Genomic DNA, 16,991 nt, shown 5'->3' on the forward strand with positions numbered 1-16,991 from the left:
GAGATAAAACGCTAAAGTTTTAACCACTAAAACGGAACGCCCGCGATACATTCCCGTTTTCAAATCAATGTGATGAGAGCGATGCAAAGACACCTCAACATCCATCTTAAAGCGAAAATGCACGCCACAAACGTGCATTCACTCATGAATCAAAAGAAGCTTACTACTGGAAAGAGATAAAACGCTAAAGTTTTAACCACTAAAACGGAACGCCCGCGATACATTCCCGTTTTCAAATCAATGTGATGAGGACGACGCAATTCACCAGAATTTTTATCTTCGATATAAGTCGGCGCCTTCAGAGCATCAGCCGAACGGCGCATGCCCCTCTTCGCTGGAGAGGTTTTTCGTTTAGGTACAGCCATAAAAAGACACTCCAAATCCATTAAAACAGAAAAAGCAATGTCAAAAATGACAATGCTTCATTTAAAAACACCATAAAATTTGAAGATATTATACACTGATAAAAAAGAAGAGGCAATGTCAAAATGATCCTTCTCTTACCAAAAATGACCTTCTTTTCATCAAAAATGGTGTCACAGTGATCAAATGAATATCAAAAACACCGCAAAATTTAAGAATTTTATACATCAATGAAAGCTTTTTTATAAGACCTTCATTTAATTTTTATTTAGTTTAAAAATGGATTTGCACATACAATAGAGATACGGATAAAAAGAGAAATTGATTTTTAATAAAAAACGACGCCAATTTATGACAACAAGAAAAAGCGACAACCTTTCTCTCTTTCTCTTAAACTTCTTAATTTCATTTTTGTAAAAACAAAGGAAGCAAGAATGCACGAATTTACCACCCTTCTTGCAAAACATGGACATACCGTTGAAAAGCGGCTTGAGACCCTGTTAAGTGAGCAAGTTCAAAATGGTGAAATTTCACGCCCTAAAAACTTAATCAAAGCCATGCGCTATGGTGTGCTGAACGGTGGAAAACGCCTGCGTCCTTTTCTTGTGATTCAAAGTGCTGCACTATTTGATGTCCCTGTAGAACATTCTCTTGATGTTGCATGTGCCTTAGAATGTATCCATTGTTATTCGCTCATTCATGATGATCTTCCCGCTATGGATAACGATATACTCCGGCGTGGAAAACCCACCGTCCATATAGCATTTGATGAAGCAACAGCAATTCTAGCAGGCAATGCCCTCTTAACATTTGCCTTTGAAATCATTGCCCATAAAGCCAGTACTCTATCGACAGACATTAGAATAAAGCTGATCACATCTCTTGCACAATCGGCAGGACTTGGCGGTATGTTAGGTGGACAAATGCTGGACCTTGAAGCTGAAAAAAGACCGCAAGAAAGTACTGACATCACCACTCTACAACGCATGAAAACAGCAGCCCTGATAAGCTTTGCTTGCCAAGCAGGTGCCATCATTGGCAATGCATCTAAAGAATTAACCGAAAAGCTTACTGAATTTGGTACCTATCTTGGTTTAGCCTTTCAATTAACCGATGACCTTCTTGATGTCACCGCCAACACACAAACCCTAGGAAAAACGGCTGGAAAAGATGAAACGGCACAAAAAGCAACTTTTGTTCATCTTTATGGCATTGAAGAAACCCAAAAAAAGCGAGATACACTCATCAGTAAAGCAGAAACATTCTTACATCCTTTTGGCGCTAAAGCACTCCCCCTCCAACAAGCAGCACACTTTAGTGCACTACGCAAAAATTAAACTCCATCCGCCCCATTGCACATAATGTACACCGTCATCTGTATTGAATGCATGATAGACTTTTCAAAGAAAAGTTACCATTAATCTTCATTATAGTCCTTATCATGAAATAGGTGCAATAAACCTTGAGAGGGATTTCATTAAAACAAGCCACGTGAATTTATAACACAAGTGCATTCTGGTATCCTATTTTGCATGAAAAATGCCTTCCATTAAAGAATAAAAGAAACAAAATGTAAAACAATGCGCAATCACTATTCCTTAATAAGCATATAATCCGGCACAATCATTTTCTTTATCAGCGTCCAATCTTGTCAGCAACTCTTGGTGCAATATTCATGAGAAGCATTTTTATTTCTTTTTTAATGATTGTTATGCTACGCACACTTATAACGTACAAGCAGATGACTTTGATTTCTTGAACATACATAGATTTGAAATAAGAGTAACGGATAACATTCTGCTTTCCCATTCAACATTCAAAACAATGATGCGCCTTAATAAATAAAAGCCTTGATTCACTATAAACCCCATGAAACACACGTGAAATACGTTACTATTTTCACTGAGCTTTTTTGAAAGTTCCTTCTAAAAAAAACATTGCCAACAGGTAAACCAATAAATAAATACCCAAAATATAAACGAGTGAAAAAAAGCCAAATATATCGACCATATACGCACTCATGTAAAAAAATACCAAGAGGCTAAATCTCCCAACGGTTGACAAGAAAGATTCATATGTAGCCCTGAAATGATCACTAATACTATCATGCAAAACAACTTCTACACGAAGATATGTATACTTAATTAAGTAAAAAATCATACAGACTAAAATAATAGCAATTTCTTTTTTCGGCTCAAAGAAAACCACTGTAAAAATCAGTGAAACCAAAAGAAACAACAATAAAACAAAATTCACCCTTTCACTTAGTTTTGTAAAGAGAAAACTAGCCAAGAGCTGAGAGAGCAATATCAGTGAAAATGTCACACCAAGATCAAAATAAGTGACATTAATATTATGATCTTTAAATATCCACTGCCAATACTGCGAGAATATATTGAAAAAGATCAATGAAAAATAAAAGCATAAAGAGATATAAGGAACCTTAATAAAAATAGACAACATCTCTTTAGCATCACAAATAAGAGAATTCGCTTTATTTGGTTTTTTCTCTCCTTTCAGGTCATCAAGAAAAAACAACCCAAAGAGTGTTGTCATCAACATTAAAAACGCCGCAATATACCATATATATTGGCTCGAATAATCAGCAAAATATGCGCCAATTAAACTGAATATAAACATGCCGATGTAATTATACTGAGAGCTCGCTCCCAGCACTTTTTTAGTCGATGTCACTTTTGCTTTTGCATATTGAACAAGTAAAGCATTATAAGCCCCCGCAATCAATGTCAGCGATAAGGCATTAAAAGATTCTGCCAAAAGAAAACCATAAAAGCTTGTAGAAAATCCCATGAGACACAGCCATGTAGCAGCAAAAGCCGCTGCCAAAACGATCGATATTTTATAACTTTTTCTATCGGCAAAATATCCCAGAGGAATATCTGTAACCATCATAATAAAAGCCTGAAACGACTTAATGATCCCGATATCAATAAGAGTTAGCCCTTTTTCAAGCATATAAAATACAATAAAGGCACCTGTTAAAATTCTTATACCGTTAAATAAAAATCCAAATGCTAATATACTTGTCATGCATCCCCCCAATAACGCCAAAAAAGGGCAACCTATACATCCTTTTATATAAAGATAAAAGCTTAAATTTTACGACAAATAGGGCAATAACCGCTATATGGATCTCCAATCCTATCAATTTTATAGCTGGAAAAATTAATAAATAATGTTTTTTCTATAATTTGACATTTGTCAAAATCCGTTAAATATTTTACTGCCTCAAGAGCAGCCAAAAAACCAGCAACCGCATGATACGGATCTATCAAAGTATTCATATAGTTTTGCTTAATAGTCTTAACAAACTAAAACAAATCGATATCCTTTATAGGCTTCTGATTCATAACATGTATAACCTCTGATTTACTTTGAAATAATAAGCAGCCCAACAACAGTATTTACCGTAGCAAAACAACATAGTGATTTATAAAGAGTATTCATTGTTTTGCATATTGAATGAGAATCCCGAATATTATAAAATCCTATCATTTCAAAACTGTTTTGTTTTATGTTGAATCAAAATCTCTTTCACGTCACAAACAAGAGAGCCCATGTGGAGTAAAAATGCCTTTTATGAAGTGTCTCAAATGTTAAAGACCCTATAAGGGCAGGCAGATATATTAATGGTACCGACTTGTTACTTATAAGCGTAAAGAGGGTGGGTATTCCGTAAGTTTTATATTATTCATGAGGAAGCTTTACCATTATATTCTTCACAAACATCGTCGTGAAATGGACTTGGGGATCTTAAGAGATGTTTTTTTAACCCGCTCCTCTTTTTTTAACTTTATGCGATTGTTTACCTCACCCCTGTCCAAAGCGTGTATGAATATAATCACTCAAAAGCGCTTCAAATTCTTCAGCAATGTGATCACCCCGCAAAGTTTTCACCTTTTGTCCATCAATAAAAACAGGTGCCGCAGGACTTTCCCCCACTCCAGGCAAAGAGATTCCAATATCCGCATGTTTTGACTCCCCCGGTCCATTGACGATACATCCCATCACGGCAACCTTCAAACTTTCAACGCCAGGGTATTTTTCACGCCAAACAGGCATATTTTTGTATAAATCTGCTTCAATTTTTTGCGCCAATTGTTGAAAGACCGTTGAGGTTGTGCGCCCACAACCAGGACAAGCCGCAACCACAGGCAAAAATTGCCGAAAACCCATTACTTGCAAAAGTTCTTGCCCCACCTTTACTTCTCGTGTCCGATCACCACCAGGTTTTGGTGTTAAGGAAATTCGTATCGTATCGCCAATCCCTTGTTGTAATAAAATGCCCAAAGCCACCGAAGAAGCAACAACGCCCTTTGTTCCCATCCCCGCTTCCGTTAATCCCAAATGAAGAGCATAATCACAACGCGCCGCCAAGGTGGTATAGACAGCAATAAGATCTTGGACATCACTCACTTTAGCAGAAAGAATAATTTTATCACGTCCCAACCCCATCTCTTCAGCGCAAAGAGCCGATTGCAGAGCAGATTGCACAACAGTTTCCCGCATCACTTCAGCAACCGATAAAGGATTTTCTTGCTGTGCATTTTCATTCATAAGCCGTGTTAACAACGCATTATCAAGAGAGCCCCAATTCACGCCAATGCGAATAGGTTTATGATACCGACAAGCAATCTCAATAATTTCTGCAAATTGACGATCTTTTTTTGCGCCAAAACCAACATTTCCAGGATTGATGCGATATTTTGCAAGCGCCTCAGCACACGCAGAATGCTCAGATAAAAGCTTATGACCAATATAATGAAAATCCCCGACCAATGGTACAAAAAATCCTAACCTCTCCAATCGCTCCCGTATTTTTGGTACAGCTGCCGCGGCTTCATCACGATCAACAGTAATTCGAACCAATTGTGAACCAGCTTGCCAAAGAGCAGCCACTTGAGCAACAGTTGCATCAACATCAGCTGTATCTGTATTGGTCATTGACTGTACAACTATCGGGCTCTGCCCCCCAATGATCACATCACCAACAGCAACACCAACAGACCGACGACGCTCAAGTGGTTTAGATAAAAAATAGGTCGTACTCATCAAGTCCTCAAATTTTTAAAACCTGCGCTATCAATCATCATTTACATTGACTTCCTCCGCGCTTCAAAGGACGAAAATTACACCGCCTACCAATCTTAACAGATTGCTCTCAAAAGGTTCCACCTACTAACACTGATGCAATACAATTCATAAGTGCGATTCATTCTATAGACGCATCGGATAAGTTCTACTACTTCTGTTCAAATCTATACTTCTATACTTGGTTGATTCAAAAAGAAACTGAACAAAATAGAGACAATACTGTATTTTTAAGTTGCATTCCTATACCTTACATCAACGTCATCGCAAAACAGTGTTTTACAGCACAACAGATAACGCCTATCAAAGCGCAATTTTTAAAAATTGCATGAAAGACACCGCCAAATTAATCCAACATGTTGATTTATAATAATCTATTTTTTACAAATTTGGATAGCAAACCAAAATATCGCAAGATTTTCTCATTTTAAATCTTCCTAATTGAATCAATCAACACCACTCCCTACAACCACAAGAGAACATGTAGATAAAAATTCCTTATAAACTATTTCAAGTGCCAAAAACTACCCTAACACTTTAAACAAACAAAAAAATGAATCTCACACCATTTTGTAAAAATTTTTACCTTACATCCTTAACAAACACCATCACAAAATGAGCTCGAGCACATTAAGAAATACCTCATTAAACCCAAACTCTTAATTCGCACCTCACCCACACGCGGCATTATCAATGCAACCTTTCAATTTTCAAGCCGTTATAGCAAAACCCCAAACACAATTCCAACTGTCACGCAACAATTTAACACATGAAGGAGTCAATAAATGTGTCTATTTTCACCCCATAGAAAAAATGCTAAAATTAAAAAACGTATAGCACAATTAAAAAGAGAGCTGGTCCCTGTAAATCATTGGAGTTCTCAAAATGATAGCTTTGAAAACATTTCTGAGCTGTTTAACACATGGAAACAAAAAGGCCGTCACGCGCTTTATCACCTCAACGAACATGCTACAGAATTAAAGAAAAAAGCGAAAGAAAATCCTAAAAAAACCCTCGCATTAGCAGCAGGAGTTGCTTTAGTAAGCTTCTTGCTAATCCGTAAAAATTAACAACACAACCAACAACCTTCCCTTTTAATGCCCGACTCAAAGCGGGCATTTTTTATAGTTTACAAAATATAAACTTTACGTCTTCCCCCTAACTTTACGCCCCCTCCCTAAAGGATAAGTTTTCTATCCATCCGACCAGTCTATAATCCAGCTTTTGTCTATCGGAAACCTATCCACACATGCGATTCACATCACCACACCTCAAAGGACGACATTTCTAAAGGCAACAAGCAAGCCCTACGATGAATGTGCTCCCACACGAACAACTTAACGTGTCAAAAAGACGTCTGATACAACACCTCAAATAAGGATATTCACGGTACCATAAGATAACAACTCAAATATTCAATCCAAAACTTCCCCTAATTTCGCAGACTTTCCAAAACTTCATTATGTATAGAGACTAAAAACAACAAATTAATACTGCAAAAACTTATACTTTTACTCTATGTACCTTTGATTGTCATTTTAATTGGGGAAAGGGAAGGATATTTTGATATTGAAAACCTACACTCCTCTCACTAACAGATATTTTTACAAAAAATGCCTTTAAACAAAAGAATTTTTTCTCAACGACAATCGTTGCATTTTCCTTTGAATTTCAAACGAACGCATTTGCAATAATTATTCTATTTTTTTCAACTCATTTTACCAGAACATAGAACAAATTAAACAATTAAAACAACAGATTGCACATTTTAAAAATCTACTCGATGAAATAAAAAACGACATGGTTTCTTAAATAAAACACCCGCAGCTCTTCAAAGAACATTCAAAAAGCAAAAAGGTCATGACCCCCATCGCACTAATTTTAGTCACTTTCAAAAATTGACAGGTAGCAGCGACAGCGAAAATACTGAAAAGAGGAAAAAAAATGCTTATACAAAGAGCCATTGAAAAACGCAAAATCAAAGGCCGCAGTTGATATTTTTGATGAACAAAAAGTCAAAGCACAACATAAAACAAGCTATTTACGAAAAAGCGCGTGAAAAACAAAAAACCATCAAACAGCTCATTGACTAACTTAAAAATCCTAAAAATACGGATCAAATTCAGCCCATTCAAACACCCTACGCAGCCCTACAGATTCACAAACAAGAGTTCTACAAATGGAAACATCGGCAATAATCCAACAAAAAAAAGAAGAACGTGAAGCGAAAGAATTTAGAAAACGACACAAAGGTTATACCCCACCACTCTGTGGTCATTAAACTGGAAAAAGGAGAAAAATCATAACAAAGTCATTATTACAACACTTGCTACTCTGCACGGCTCTTGTCTCTGCTGGTTGCGAAAGAACCTATAGCGTAGCAGAATTTAAAAAAGATAAAAAATGATTCGACGAATGGGCTATGAGATGTAGATAGTCAGGAACTTCAAAAAATTGTGAAAACCTACGAATAGCTGATCACAAACTTGCCATAGAACGTCAGAAAAAAGCCGAATATGAAATGGGAAGCTGGAGATGAAAAACGGAGAACCGAAAGTGAAGCTAGAGGAGGAGCTAAACTTTAAGAATTACAGCGACTATAAGAAGAGAATATTCGTAAAATGTTTGGAACTTAAAAACAAAAAGAAAACGGCTAAATCAGAAAAACATTCATGGCAGCATTGTCTTTAGCCTAATTGATCAGAATTGATTACAAAAATTATAACAAAGCACAATTTAAAAATTGTGCTCAAACTGCATAAAACTGAAAGAAATGGTTCTTTAAGCACTCTTCAAGAAATTATCAAAACACACAATAGATATCTTGGTATTTAAATGGCAACAGAAAACGAAGGGATATTGACCTAGATAGATAACGATTTAATCCCTTACAATACACCATTCACATCTTTCATCGTCTATATCCTCCGGTAACTACATTTTATACGCTCTATAGTGTGTCCATGGGTATAATATTATGTACGGGCGTTTTTTAGCTGGATTATTACAACAGTTTTCAAACTTAGCATCACTGTTATACATGCAATACACATTGATAATAGCAACACATGTATCCGAGATACATTTCCCAATGATCTGCCTCACATCATTGCAAACATCACACAAAGATTACACTCAGATAAAAAGAAGCACCTTCTTTCCATGCCTCAAAAGATGATGTTGCTAGAAACTACAGGCAAAGCTTCTAATATTCCCCCCTACTGAGTTATTTCAAAGGAAATAGAAGTGAGTAAAGATGCATGCGCTTTAATATTCTAAGGAACATTATTTTACATCATGACATAGAAGAGTACTAAGCTTAAGAGTTTCAAAAGATGTATTATAGCAAACCAAATGAAATCTTCCAATGTGAATATCCATTTGCTATACGTAAATGACGCAAAAATTAAACTGAACAAACCCAAAATTTCATCCTCCAGAATCGACCCGCTGCGAAGTATCCACATACGTAACCACAGACATCCCAGGAATGAGTTTTTCAATTCCCTCCTGCCCAGGATCTAAAGCAATCCGTACTGAAATACGTTGCGCAATTTTGATAAAATTACCAATTGTTGTATCTGTTTTTAACAATGAAAACTCTGAGCCTGTAGCAGGTGCAAAACGAACCACACGCCCTGTTAATTTTTTGTTGTTCAATGCATCAACAGAAAAAACAACCGGTTGTCCCACACGCATCTGAGAAAGTTGCGTTTCCTTATAATTAGCAATAATCCAAATATCATCAGAAATAACAGAGACCAATTGCGTACCCGGCATAACATATTGCCCTACCCGCGCTCCAACTAATCCAATGTATCCTGTTCGAGGAGACAAAATCTTTGTATGATCGAGATTAAGTTTTGCCAACTCAACACTCACCTTCGCTCCCGCAATCTCTGACTGTAAACTTTGCCGTTCAAGATCCAATTGTTTTTGCAATTGGCGTTTTGTTTCGAGAGCTGTCAAGAGTTGTGAAAGAGGGCGAGAAACAGAACTTGCCACATCACCAAAGCCTAACTTTTTACTATCTGGAACAACATTGGAAAATGCTCGTGAACGCGCCAATTCCACCTCTGCTGTATTAATTTCACCCTGCAAAAGCTGTGCTTGCAATTCAATACTTGCCAGTTTTGCATTTTTTGAATCGAGAACAGCCTGTGCCCGTGCAAGTTGCTGCCGAAAAAGAGAATCATCGAGCTCAAAGAGCAGCATTCCTTTTTCAACACGTTGATAATCTTGCACATAAATCCGTGCAATCACCCCAGAGATCTGTGAACTAACCAGAGTAACATTGCCTTTAATGGAAGCATTATCCGTTATTTGAATGTTACTCACAAAAGGAGGAAGTCTCCAAGCCCACAAAATCAGCAAAACACCCGTAATACCCGATAGGAATGCAACAATCGTAGCTTTTGACCGTAATTTTTTTATCATTTTTTTGCACCCCTCTTTCTATGACATTACTCTACTTTTCTAATGCACGCAAAGAGCATGACTTAACAATCATTGTGACAAGAAAAATAACGAATACAACCATTGAAATATAAAAATAAAGCCGAAAAACGTCATCATAAGCAAAAATATTTGCTGTTAACTTAAATTTCTCTATCAACATAGAAGTACCCTGCTCACTTCTCAAGCCATTGGGAACAGAAACACCATAAGAAGGCGAAAATAAAGTATTCATCTCACCAGAAATAAGCGGATCAGTAATAATAATATTTTGTGTTAAGGACTCAAAGTTTTTATGGGCAAAATAAAACTGTAGGCTGCCAAAAAAAGCTGATCCCATCAATCCCCCTGTCACTTGCGTTAACAAAAAAACAGCAATAAAACTTAAAACGTAACGCGGTCCTCGCTCACCAGCGATCACAAACCCTTTGAAAAGAGCAGGAGGCAAAAAAAGTGCATAACTAAAACTCACCAACCCTTGGCTCAACATCATATCTTTCGGACGCGTTAAATAGTTTACATGACTGTCTAAATAAGCTCCCAACGCCAAACAACCTAAAGATAACAAATAAAAATAATCCTCACGCCCCGCCCGTAAAAAAAAGACACAAACAGCCCCCCCTAACAGAATCCCTAATGTCACCGCAAGATACATGGGCGCCATCTCACGATTGAGCAAACCAAAAAGATTAAAAAATCCTACGGGCAAATTTGATCGCTCCAATAAAAAAACATGAAATATCAATAAAATAAAAACAGATTGGATCATTTCTTTACTGAAAATCCAACGTAAATCAATCAACGGTTTTTCTCTATTAAGCTCAATAATAATAGCAACAGCCAACGAGAAAATAGCAAGTGCGAGCCCCCAACCAATCCATGGTGCTTCATACCACCAATACAATATGCCAACAGACATAATCACAGCATTTAATCCAAGACCAAGAGCAATCAAACCATAGCTTATCCAATCTAATTTTTGAATAACCTTACTGCGCACAACAGGAGTAAGAGGTAATGTATAGATACAAACCAAGCTGATGAGAACCAACCCCATTTCCAGAGCGGAAAGACTGGAAAAACCACCATTTTCCAACAAATCAGGAGAAATCAAACGCGATAAAGGTGCAGCTAAAGCTGCATTCATATAATTCAAACTAAGACCAACAGTAAATTTCTTTGCTGGAGCAAAAGCCTCCATCATATAAAGCAGCGCAAGCGAAGCCAAAGGAGCAGCAGCAATCCCAGCAAAAAAGCGAATAATCAATGCAGAACGCAAATCCGTAACAAAGAGCTGCAACACGCAAACCAAAACAAAGCCAAGAATTGATAATTCAGCAAAAGCGCGCAGCCCAAATTGATAGCGGATTTTGATCAACATAATCGCTACACTCACATTTGGCGCCATATAGGCCGCTACCAGCCATGTCGTCTCGGCCAAAGTTGCATGAAAATCACCCGTAAGATGAACAATGTTAGACTGAACAATATTAGCCCCTAGACCATAAGCCCATTGCAAAATAAGAGAAGCCAAAATATAAACAAAGCACTTTGGTAAAGGTCCCGCAAAAACACGACCAGGACGAGGAAAAGGTTTTGCGCTCCTTTTAGCAGACACAACCGTACTCTTTTTTCCGCTCATGTCACCTTTTCCTGTATACTCTGCTACGCTTCTATCAATACAGCACCATCAGCTGACAACTGCTGGAAAAAAGACTCTATTTTATGATTGTCCTCATCACTTGTCCCTCCTTCTAACATCGCTTGAATCTGTAAAATCTGCTGTTCTAATACATCAAAAGAAAGATGCTCTACAGCCACAACGCGCTCTACCAATAAAGAGCAGCCCGAAACGGTAATACTTGCAACGCCCCCGCATACAGCAAATAATTTTTCACCCAAAGAGGTGCGAACACGAACACTGCCCAACACAATACTTGCCACCAATGGCGCATGATGCGCCATAACTGTCAAATAACCTGAGGCTGAAGGAAGAACAACAGACACTACCTGCTCTGAAAACACAATTTTTTCAGGCGATATAAGCTCAAATAAAAAATGCTCTTCTCTATTGTTTTCCACAAAAGTCTCCACAATACCCGATATAAGGACTCTCTGTTTTCTTCAACGACTTGTCCTTTTTAACGAAAAATACCCATGACAGTTTTCTCTTGAATAAGAAGCTTCTTACTTAGAAGCCTCTGCCATGAGACGCTTTCCTTTTTCAAGTGCTTCATCAATCGAACCAACCATATAAAAAGCAGCTTCTGGCAAATCATCATAATCGCCAGCACAAAGACCTTTAAAGCCTTTGATTGTCTCTTCTAAAGGAACGAGTTTCCCCGGCGAACCAGTAAAGGCTTCCGCAACATGGAAAGGTTGCGAAAGGAAACGTTCAATTTTACGCGCCCGCCCCACCAGCAATTTGTCATCTTCAGAAAGTTCATCCATTCCAAGAATAGCAATAATATCCTGAAGCGCTCTATAACGTTGTAAAATGGTTTGCACTTGACAAGCAACTGTATAATGCTCTTCCCCCACAATCAATGGATCTAACATACGCGAGAAAGAATCAAGCGGATCAACCGCCGGATAAATTCCCTTTTCCGCAATAGAGCGCGAAAGAACTGTTGTTGCATCCAAATGAGCAAAAGACGCTGCCGGCGCCGGATCCGTCAAGTCATCAGCAGGAACATAAATTGCCTGAACGGAAGTAATAGAGCCTGTTTTTGTACTGGTAATACGTTCTTGCAGCGCCCCCATATCCGTTGCCAAGGTAGGCTGATACCCAACAGCAGAAGGAATACGCCCTAAAAGAGCCGATACCTCAGCTCCTGCTTGCGTGAAACGGAAAATATTATCCACAAAGAAGAGAACATCTTGTCCTTCATCACGGAAACTTTCTGCAATTGTCAATCCTGAAAGAGCCACACGCGCACGCGCTCCTGGTGGTTCATTCATTTGCCCGTAAACAAGGGCACACTTTGACCCTTCCGTTGAACCATTATTCTCTTTTGGATTCACATTCACGCGGCTCTCGATCATTTCATAATAAAGATCATTTCCTTCACGTGTACGTTCTCCCACACCAGCAAATACAGAATAGCCACCATGTGCCTTTGCAATATTGTTTATAAGCTCCATAATGAGAACGGTTTTTCCAACACCAGCACCACCAAACAAGCCAATTTTACCCCCTTTAGAATAAGGGGCTAACAAATCCACAACTTTAATACCGGTGACGAGAATTTCCGAAACTGTCGATTGCTCAACATATGGAGGTGCCTCTTGGTGAATAGAACGTGTTTTGGTTGAAGCGATTGGTCCCACATTATCCACCGGTTCCCCAATCACATTCATAATACGTCCCAACGTTGCTTCTCCTACAGGAACGCTAATTTGCGTGCCTGTATCCACAACCTTTTGGCCCCGCATCAAACCATCAGTGGTATCCATAGCAATCGTACGCACGGTATTTTCACCCAAGTGCTGCGCAACTTCTAATACCAAGCGATTGCCTAAATTCTCTGTTTCCAAAGCGTTGAGAATATTTGGCAATTCACCTTCAAATTGCACATCAACGACAGCACCAATAACCTGCTTGATCTCACCAACAGCGCCTTTTGCACGCTCTTCTTTTTTTGCAGATGTCTCTTTTTTTACAGGTGTATTTTTAGCTGCACTACGCGCAAACGCAGAGGAAGCCTTTACATCCGCTGAAGCCGTTACATCCACTTGAGATTTCGAAGCGGCTTTTTTCACGCTGGAACGAGCAGCTGGTTTCTTTTTTGCACCTTTTTCTGTTCCTTTGCTTGAGGTTACTGCTTTTACCATCAATCTTTACCTTTTCCATTTAAAGCGCTTCAGCGCCCGCAATAATTTCGATCAATTCTGTCGTAATCTGTGCCTGACGTTGACGATTATAAGCTACCGTCAATTTATTAATCATTTCACCTGCATTGCGCGATGCATTGTCCATAGCTGTCATCTTTGCGCCCATCTCACCAGCAATATTTTCTAGCAAAGCCCGAAAGATTTGCACCGAAAGATTGCGTGGCACAAGCGCCTCTAAAAGAGAAGCCGCATCAGGTTCATACTCATAAACAATTGATTGTGAACCTTTACTATGATCAGTTTGCTCCTCAACATCGAGTGCCTCAACAGCTGCTTTTGGAGCAATCATCGGAATCAAGCCAAAAGCTGTTGGACGCTGATTAATCACAGAAATAAATTCAGAATAAAACAGCGTACAGACATCGAAAGCGCCTTCATTGAATAAATCAACAATCCGTTGACTAATCATCACCGCCTCTGCAAAACCAATTCGCTTTACAGCATGCAAATCGATATGATCAATTATCAAGCCTTTGTAATCACGCGATAAAATATCCGCACCTTTTTTGCCCACAGTGATAATTTTTACTATTTTATCAGCCGCCAACAATGCTTTAATCTGTTCACGTGCACGACGAGCAATTTGCACATTAAAAGCACCACACAAACCACGCTCAGCAGTACACACCACCAAGAGATGCACATCATCTCGCCCCGTACCACGCATAAGAGCAGGCGCATCAACACCATCTACATCAGCAGCAACACTGGTCAAAATATCAGCCATCTTCTTCGCATAAGGACGCGCAGACTGCGCTGCCTCTTGCGCACGATGCAACCTTGCCGCTGCAACCATCTGCATGGCTTTGGTAATCTTTTGTGTTGCTTTAACCGAAGCGATACGGTCTCTAAGATCTTTTAGTGAGGCCATTCAAGCATTCCATCAATTCATCACGAGAAATTTTTCGCATAAGTATCAAGAACAGTTATCAACTTATCTTTCAGCTCATCTGTTATTTGCTTTTGCTCAGCAATTGCCTTTAAGAGATCTTGATAATCACTCCGCAAAAGCACCAAAAGTCCCTGCTCAAACCGCGCAACATCAGAAACCGCTAAAGCATCAAGATAGCCATTCACACCCGCGAAAATAACCACTACTTGTTCTTCTGTTTTGAGTGGAGAAAATTGTGGCTGCTTCAACAGCTCTGTCAAGCGTGCACCCCGATTCAACAGACGCTGGGTTGACGCATCCAAATCAGAACCAAACTGTGCAAAAGCTGCTATTTCACGATATTGTGCCAATTCACCTTTAATCGAGCCAGCAACTTGCTTCATCGCCTTAATTTGTGCGGCAGAACCAACACGCGACACAGAAAGACCAACATTTACAGCAGGACGAATTCCTTGATAAAACAAATTAGTCTCTAGAAAAATTTGCCCATCCGTAATCGAAATCACATTTGTAGGAATATAGGCAGAAACATCATTGGCTTGCGTTTCAATAACCGGCAAAGCTGTCAACGACCCAGATCCATTTTCCGCATTCAACTTCGCAGCTCGCTCTAAAAGACGTGAATGCAGATAGAAAACGTCTCCCGGATAAGCTTCACGACCTGGAGGACGACGCAACAAAAGAGACATTTGACGATAGGCCACCGCCTGTTTTGACAAGTCATCATAACCGATCAAAGCATGTTGCCCATTATCACGGAAATACTCACCTATAGCACATCCAGCAAGAGGTGCAATAAATTGCAGTGGTGCTGGATCAGAAGCGGTCGCTGCAACAATAATAGAATATTCCAGCGCTCCACGTTCTTCTAAAACTTTAACGAATTGTGCCACCGTCGAACGTTTTTGACCGATAGCCACATAAATACAATAAACTTTGTCTTGCTCTCGTCCAGCTCCTTTTTCATGAAAAGGTTTTTGGTTTAAAAATGTATCAAGCAAAATTGCGGTTTTTCCTGTTTGGCGATCACCAATCACCAATTCACGTTGCCCCCGTCCAATAGGGATGAGTGCGTCAATCGCTTTCAATCCGGTCGACATCGGTTCATGCACAGACTGACGCGGAATAATTCCAGGAGCCTTAACATCAACACGACGACGCTCTGTTGCTTTAATGGGCCCCTTACCATCTATAGGGTTTCCCAACGCATCAACCACACGCCCGAGCAAAGCGGGACCCACAGGAACATCGACGATAGTGCCCAATCGCTTTACACAATCACCTTCACGAATATCACGATCTGAGCCAAAAATGACCACACCAACATTATCAACTTCCAAATTGAGGGCCATACCCCGCACACCGTTTGGAAAGGCGACCATTTCCCCTGCTTGGACATTATCCAAACCATAAACGCGAGCAATACCATCCCCCACAGAGAGAACCCAACCAATTTCTGAAACCTCAGCCTTTTGGTCAAAGTTTTTGATTTGCTCTTTTAGAATTTTTGAAATTTCAGATGGTCTAATATCCATCAGCTGACCTCTTTTTTCAATGCAAGCTTAAGCGAAGACAATTTTGTGAGAAGAGACGTATCAATTTGAGACGACCCCACACGAACGATTAATCCACCAAGAATTGTTGGATCCACAATGATGTGTAGCAAAACTTTTCCTCCAACGACACCTTCCAAAGCCTCACACAACTCTTGTTTTTGTTGAGAACTTAAGGGGCGCGCAGAAACAATTTGCGCAGTAACCTGCCTACGAGCGCGTGCAACACAACGCTGGAAAGCATGTAAAATACCAAATACGGCACTAAGCCTACGATTTATTGCAACAACGCGTAAAAAATCACCAATAACCTGCCCTGCGTTTTTATCAGCAAATTTGATGTTTGCACAAACAGTTTGCATCACCTTAACTTGCTCTTTAACTGAAAAGAATGGACTAAGCACAAAGCGTTTTAAATCTTTATTTTGCTCCAAAACAAGCAAAAGATCTTCCACTGCCTTTTCAACCTTTTCAATGTTTCCGGCTTCTTGAACGCAATCAAAAAGCGCTTGCGCATAGCGTTGATCTACCAACGGCAGCGGTATGAGAGAAAATGAATCCGACACGAAATACCGCCTCTTTCCCTTGAGCGACTCTCTGATAGTTATCAGATGAAATGAAACAGACATTCTCAATCTTAAGAATCTTCTTCTTAAAACCTAGAATAAAAATCACTTGGTTTCTAGCATAGACATAGCCGACTCGCAACACCACAAATCGCT

13 protein-coding genes are annotated in these 16,991 nt (G+C 39.2%); 2 read left to right on the forward strand and 11 right to left on the reverse strand.

All coding sequences use genetic code 11. The features are described 5' to 3' along the window. Positions 1 to 149: 149 nt before the first annotated feature. Complete coding sequence (gene rpmF / locus ACFIK6_RS03935) at positions 150 to 365, reverse strand: 50S ribosomal protein L32 (protein ID WP_375641856.1); 216 nt, start codon at positions 363 to 365, stop codon at positions 150 to 152. A gap of 432 nt (positions 366 to 797) precedes the next feature. Here rpmF and ACFIK6_RS03940 point away from each other — a divergent pair, with 432 nt between their 5' ends. Beyond that, complete coding sequence (locus ACFIK6_RS03940) at positions 798 to 1,700, forward strand: polyprenyl synthetase family protein (RefSeq protein ID WP_375641857.1); 903 nt, start codon at positions 798 to 800, stop codon at positions 1,698 to 1,700. A 562-nt stretch (positions 1,701 to 2,262) separates the two neighbouring features. On the opposite strand, the gene ACFIK6_RS03945 is transcribed toward ACFIK6_RS03940, so the two are convergent. From ACFIK6_RS03945 to ispG, 3 genes are all read right to left on the reverse strand, one after another. Further along, entirely contained in the window at positions 2,263 to 3,414 is a 1,152-nt protein-coding gene (locus ACFIK6_RS03945; protein ID WP_375641858.1) for an MFS transporter, read from the reverse strand. Positions 3,415 to 3,476: 62 nt separating this feature from the next. Beyond that, positions 3,477 to 3,668 carry a hypothetical protein gene (locus ACFIK6_RS03950; RefSeq protein WP_375641859.1) on the reverse strand — a complete coding sequence of 64 codons (192 nt, stop codon included), beginning with the start codon at positions 3,666 to 3,668 and terminating at the stop codon, positions 3,477 to 3,479. 526 nt (positions 3,669 to 4,194) lie between these two features. After that, complete coding sequence (gene ispG / locus ACFIK6_RS03955; protein ID WP_375677389.1) at positions 4,195 to 5,436, reverse strand: flavodoxin-dependent (E)-4-hydroxy-3-methylbut-2-enyl-diphosphate synthase; 1,242 nt, start codon at positions 5,434 to 5,436, stop codon at positions 4,195 to 4,197. An 824-nt stretch (positions 5,437 to 6,260) separates the two neighbouring features. On the opposite strand from ispG, the gene ACFIK6_RS03960 reads away from it, so the two are divergent. Continuing rightward, on the forward strand, positions 6,261 to 6,545 hold the full coding sequence (locus ACFIK6_RS03960) for a hypothetical protein (protein WP_375641861.1): 285 nt from the start codon (positions 6,261 to 6,263) through the stop codon (positions 6,543 to 6,545). A gap of 2,359 nt (positions 6,546 to 8,904) precedes the next feature. Here ACFIK6_RS03960 and ACFIK6_RS03965 read toward each other — a convergent pair. From ACFIK6_RS03965 to atpH, 7 genes are all read right to left on the reverse strand, one after another. Next, entirely contained in the window at positions 8,905 to 9,912 is a 1,008-nt protein-coding gene (locus tag ACFIK6_RS03965; protein ID WP_375641862.1) for an HlyD family secretion protein, read from the reverse strand. A gap of 31 nt (positions 9,913 to 9,943) precedes the next feature. After that, positions 9,944 to 11,572, reverse strand: a complete 1,629-nt coding sequence (locus ACFIK6_RS03970) for an MFS transporter (protein WP_375641863.1) — start codon at positions 11,570 to 11,572, stop codon at positions 9,944 to 9,946. 23 nt (positions 11,573 to 11,595) lie between these two features. Then, positions 11,596 to 12,012 carry an ATP synthase F1 subunit epsilon gene (gene atpC / locus ACFIK6_RS03975; RefSeq protein ID WP_375641864.1) on the reverse strand — a complete coding sequence of 139 codons (417 nt, stop codon included), beginning with the start codon at positions 12,010 to 12,012 and terminating at the stop codon, positions 11,596 to 11,598. Between the two features lie 105 nt (positions 12,013 to 12,117). Beyond that, on the reverse strand, positions 12,118 to 13,764 hold the full coding sequence (gene atpD, locus ACFIK6_RS03980) for a F0F1 ATP synthase subunit beta (protein WP_375641865.1): 1,647 nt from the start codon (positions 13,762 to 13,764) through the stop codon (positions 12,118 to 12,120). Between the two features lie 19 nt (positions 13,765 to 13,783). After that, a complete protein-coding gene (locus tag ACFIK6_RS03985) occupies positions 13,784 to 14,695 on the reverse strand; it encodes a F0F1 ATP synthase subunit gamma (protein WP_375641866.1) in 912 nt (303 codons plus the stop codon). A 20-nt stretch (positions 14,696 to 14,715) separates the two neighbouring features. Beyond that, positions 14,716 to 16,251 (reverse strand): F0F1 ATP synthase subunit alpha, encoded by a 1,536-nt coding sequence (gene atpA, locus ACFIK6_RS03990; protein ID WP_375677390.1) that lies wholly within the window; start codon positions 16,249 to 16,251, stop codon positions 14,716 to 14,718. Then, on the reverse strand, positions 16,251 to 16,835 hold the full coding sequence (gene atpH, locus ACFIK6_RS03995) for an ATP synthase F1 subunit delta (protein WP_375677391.1): 585 nt from the start codon (positions 16,833 to 16,835) through the stop codon (positions 16,251 to 16,253). The genes atpA and atpH overlap by 1 nt, the downstream gene beginning before the upstream one ends. Positions 16,836 to 16,991 lie beyond the last annotated feature (156 nt).

The organism is Bartonella sp. AS69XJJH (assembly GCF_042195585.1).
In the GTDB taxonomy this organism is placed as follows: domain Bacteria; phylum Pseudomonadota; class Alphaproteobacteria; order Rhizobiales; family Rhizobiaceae; genus Bartonella.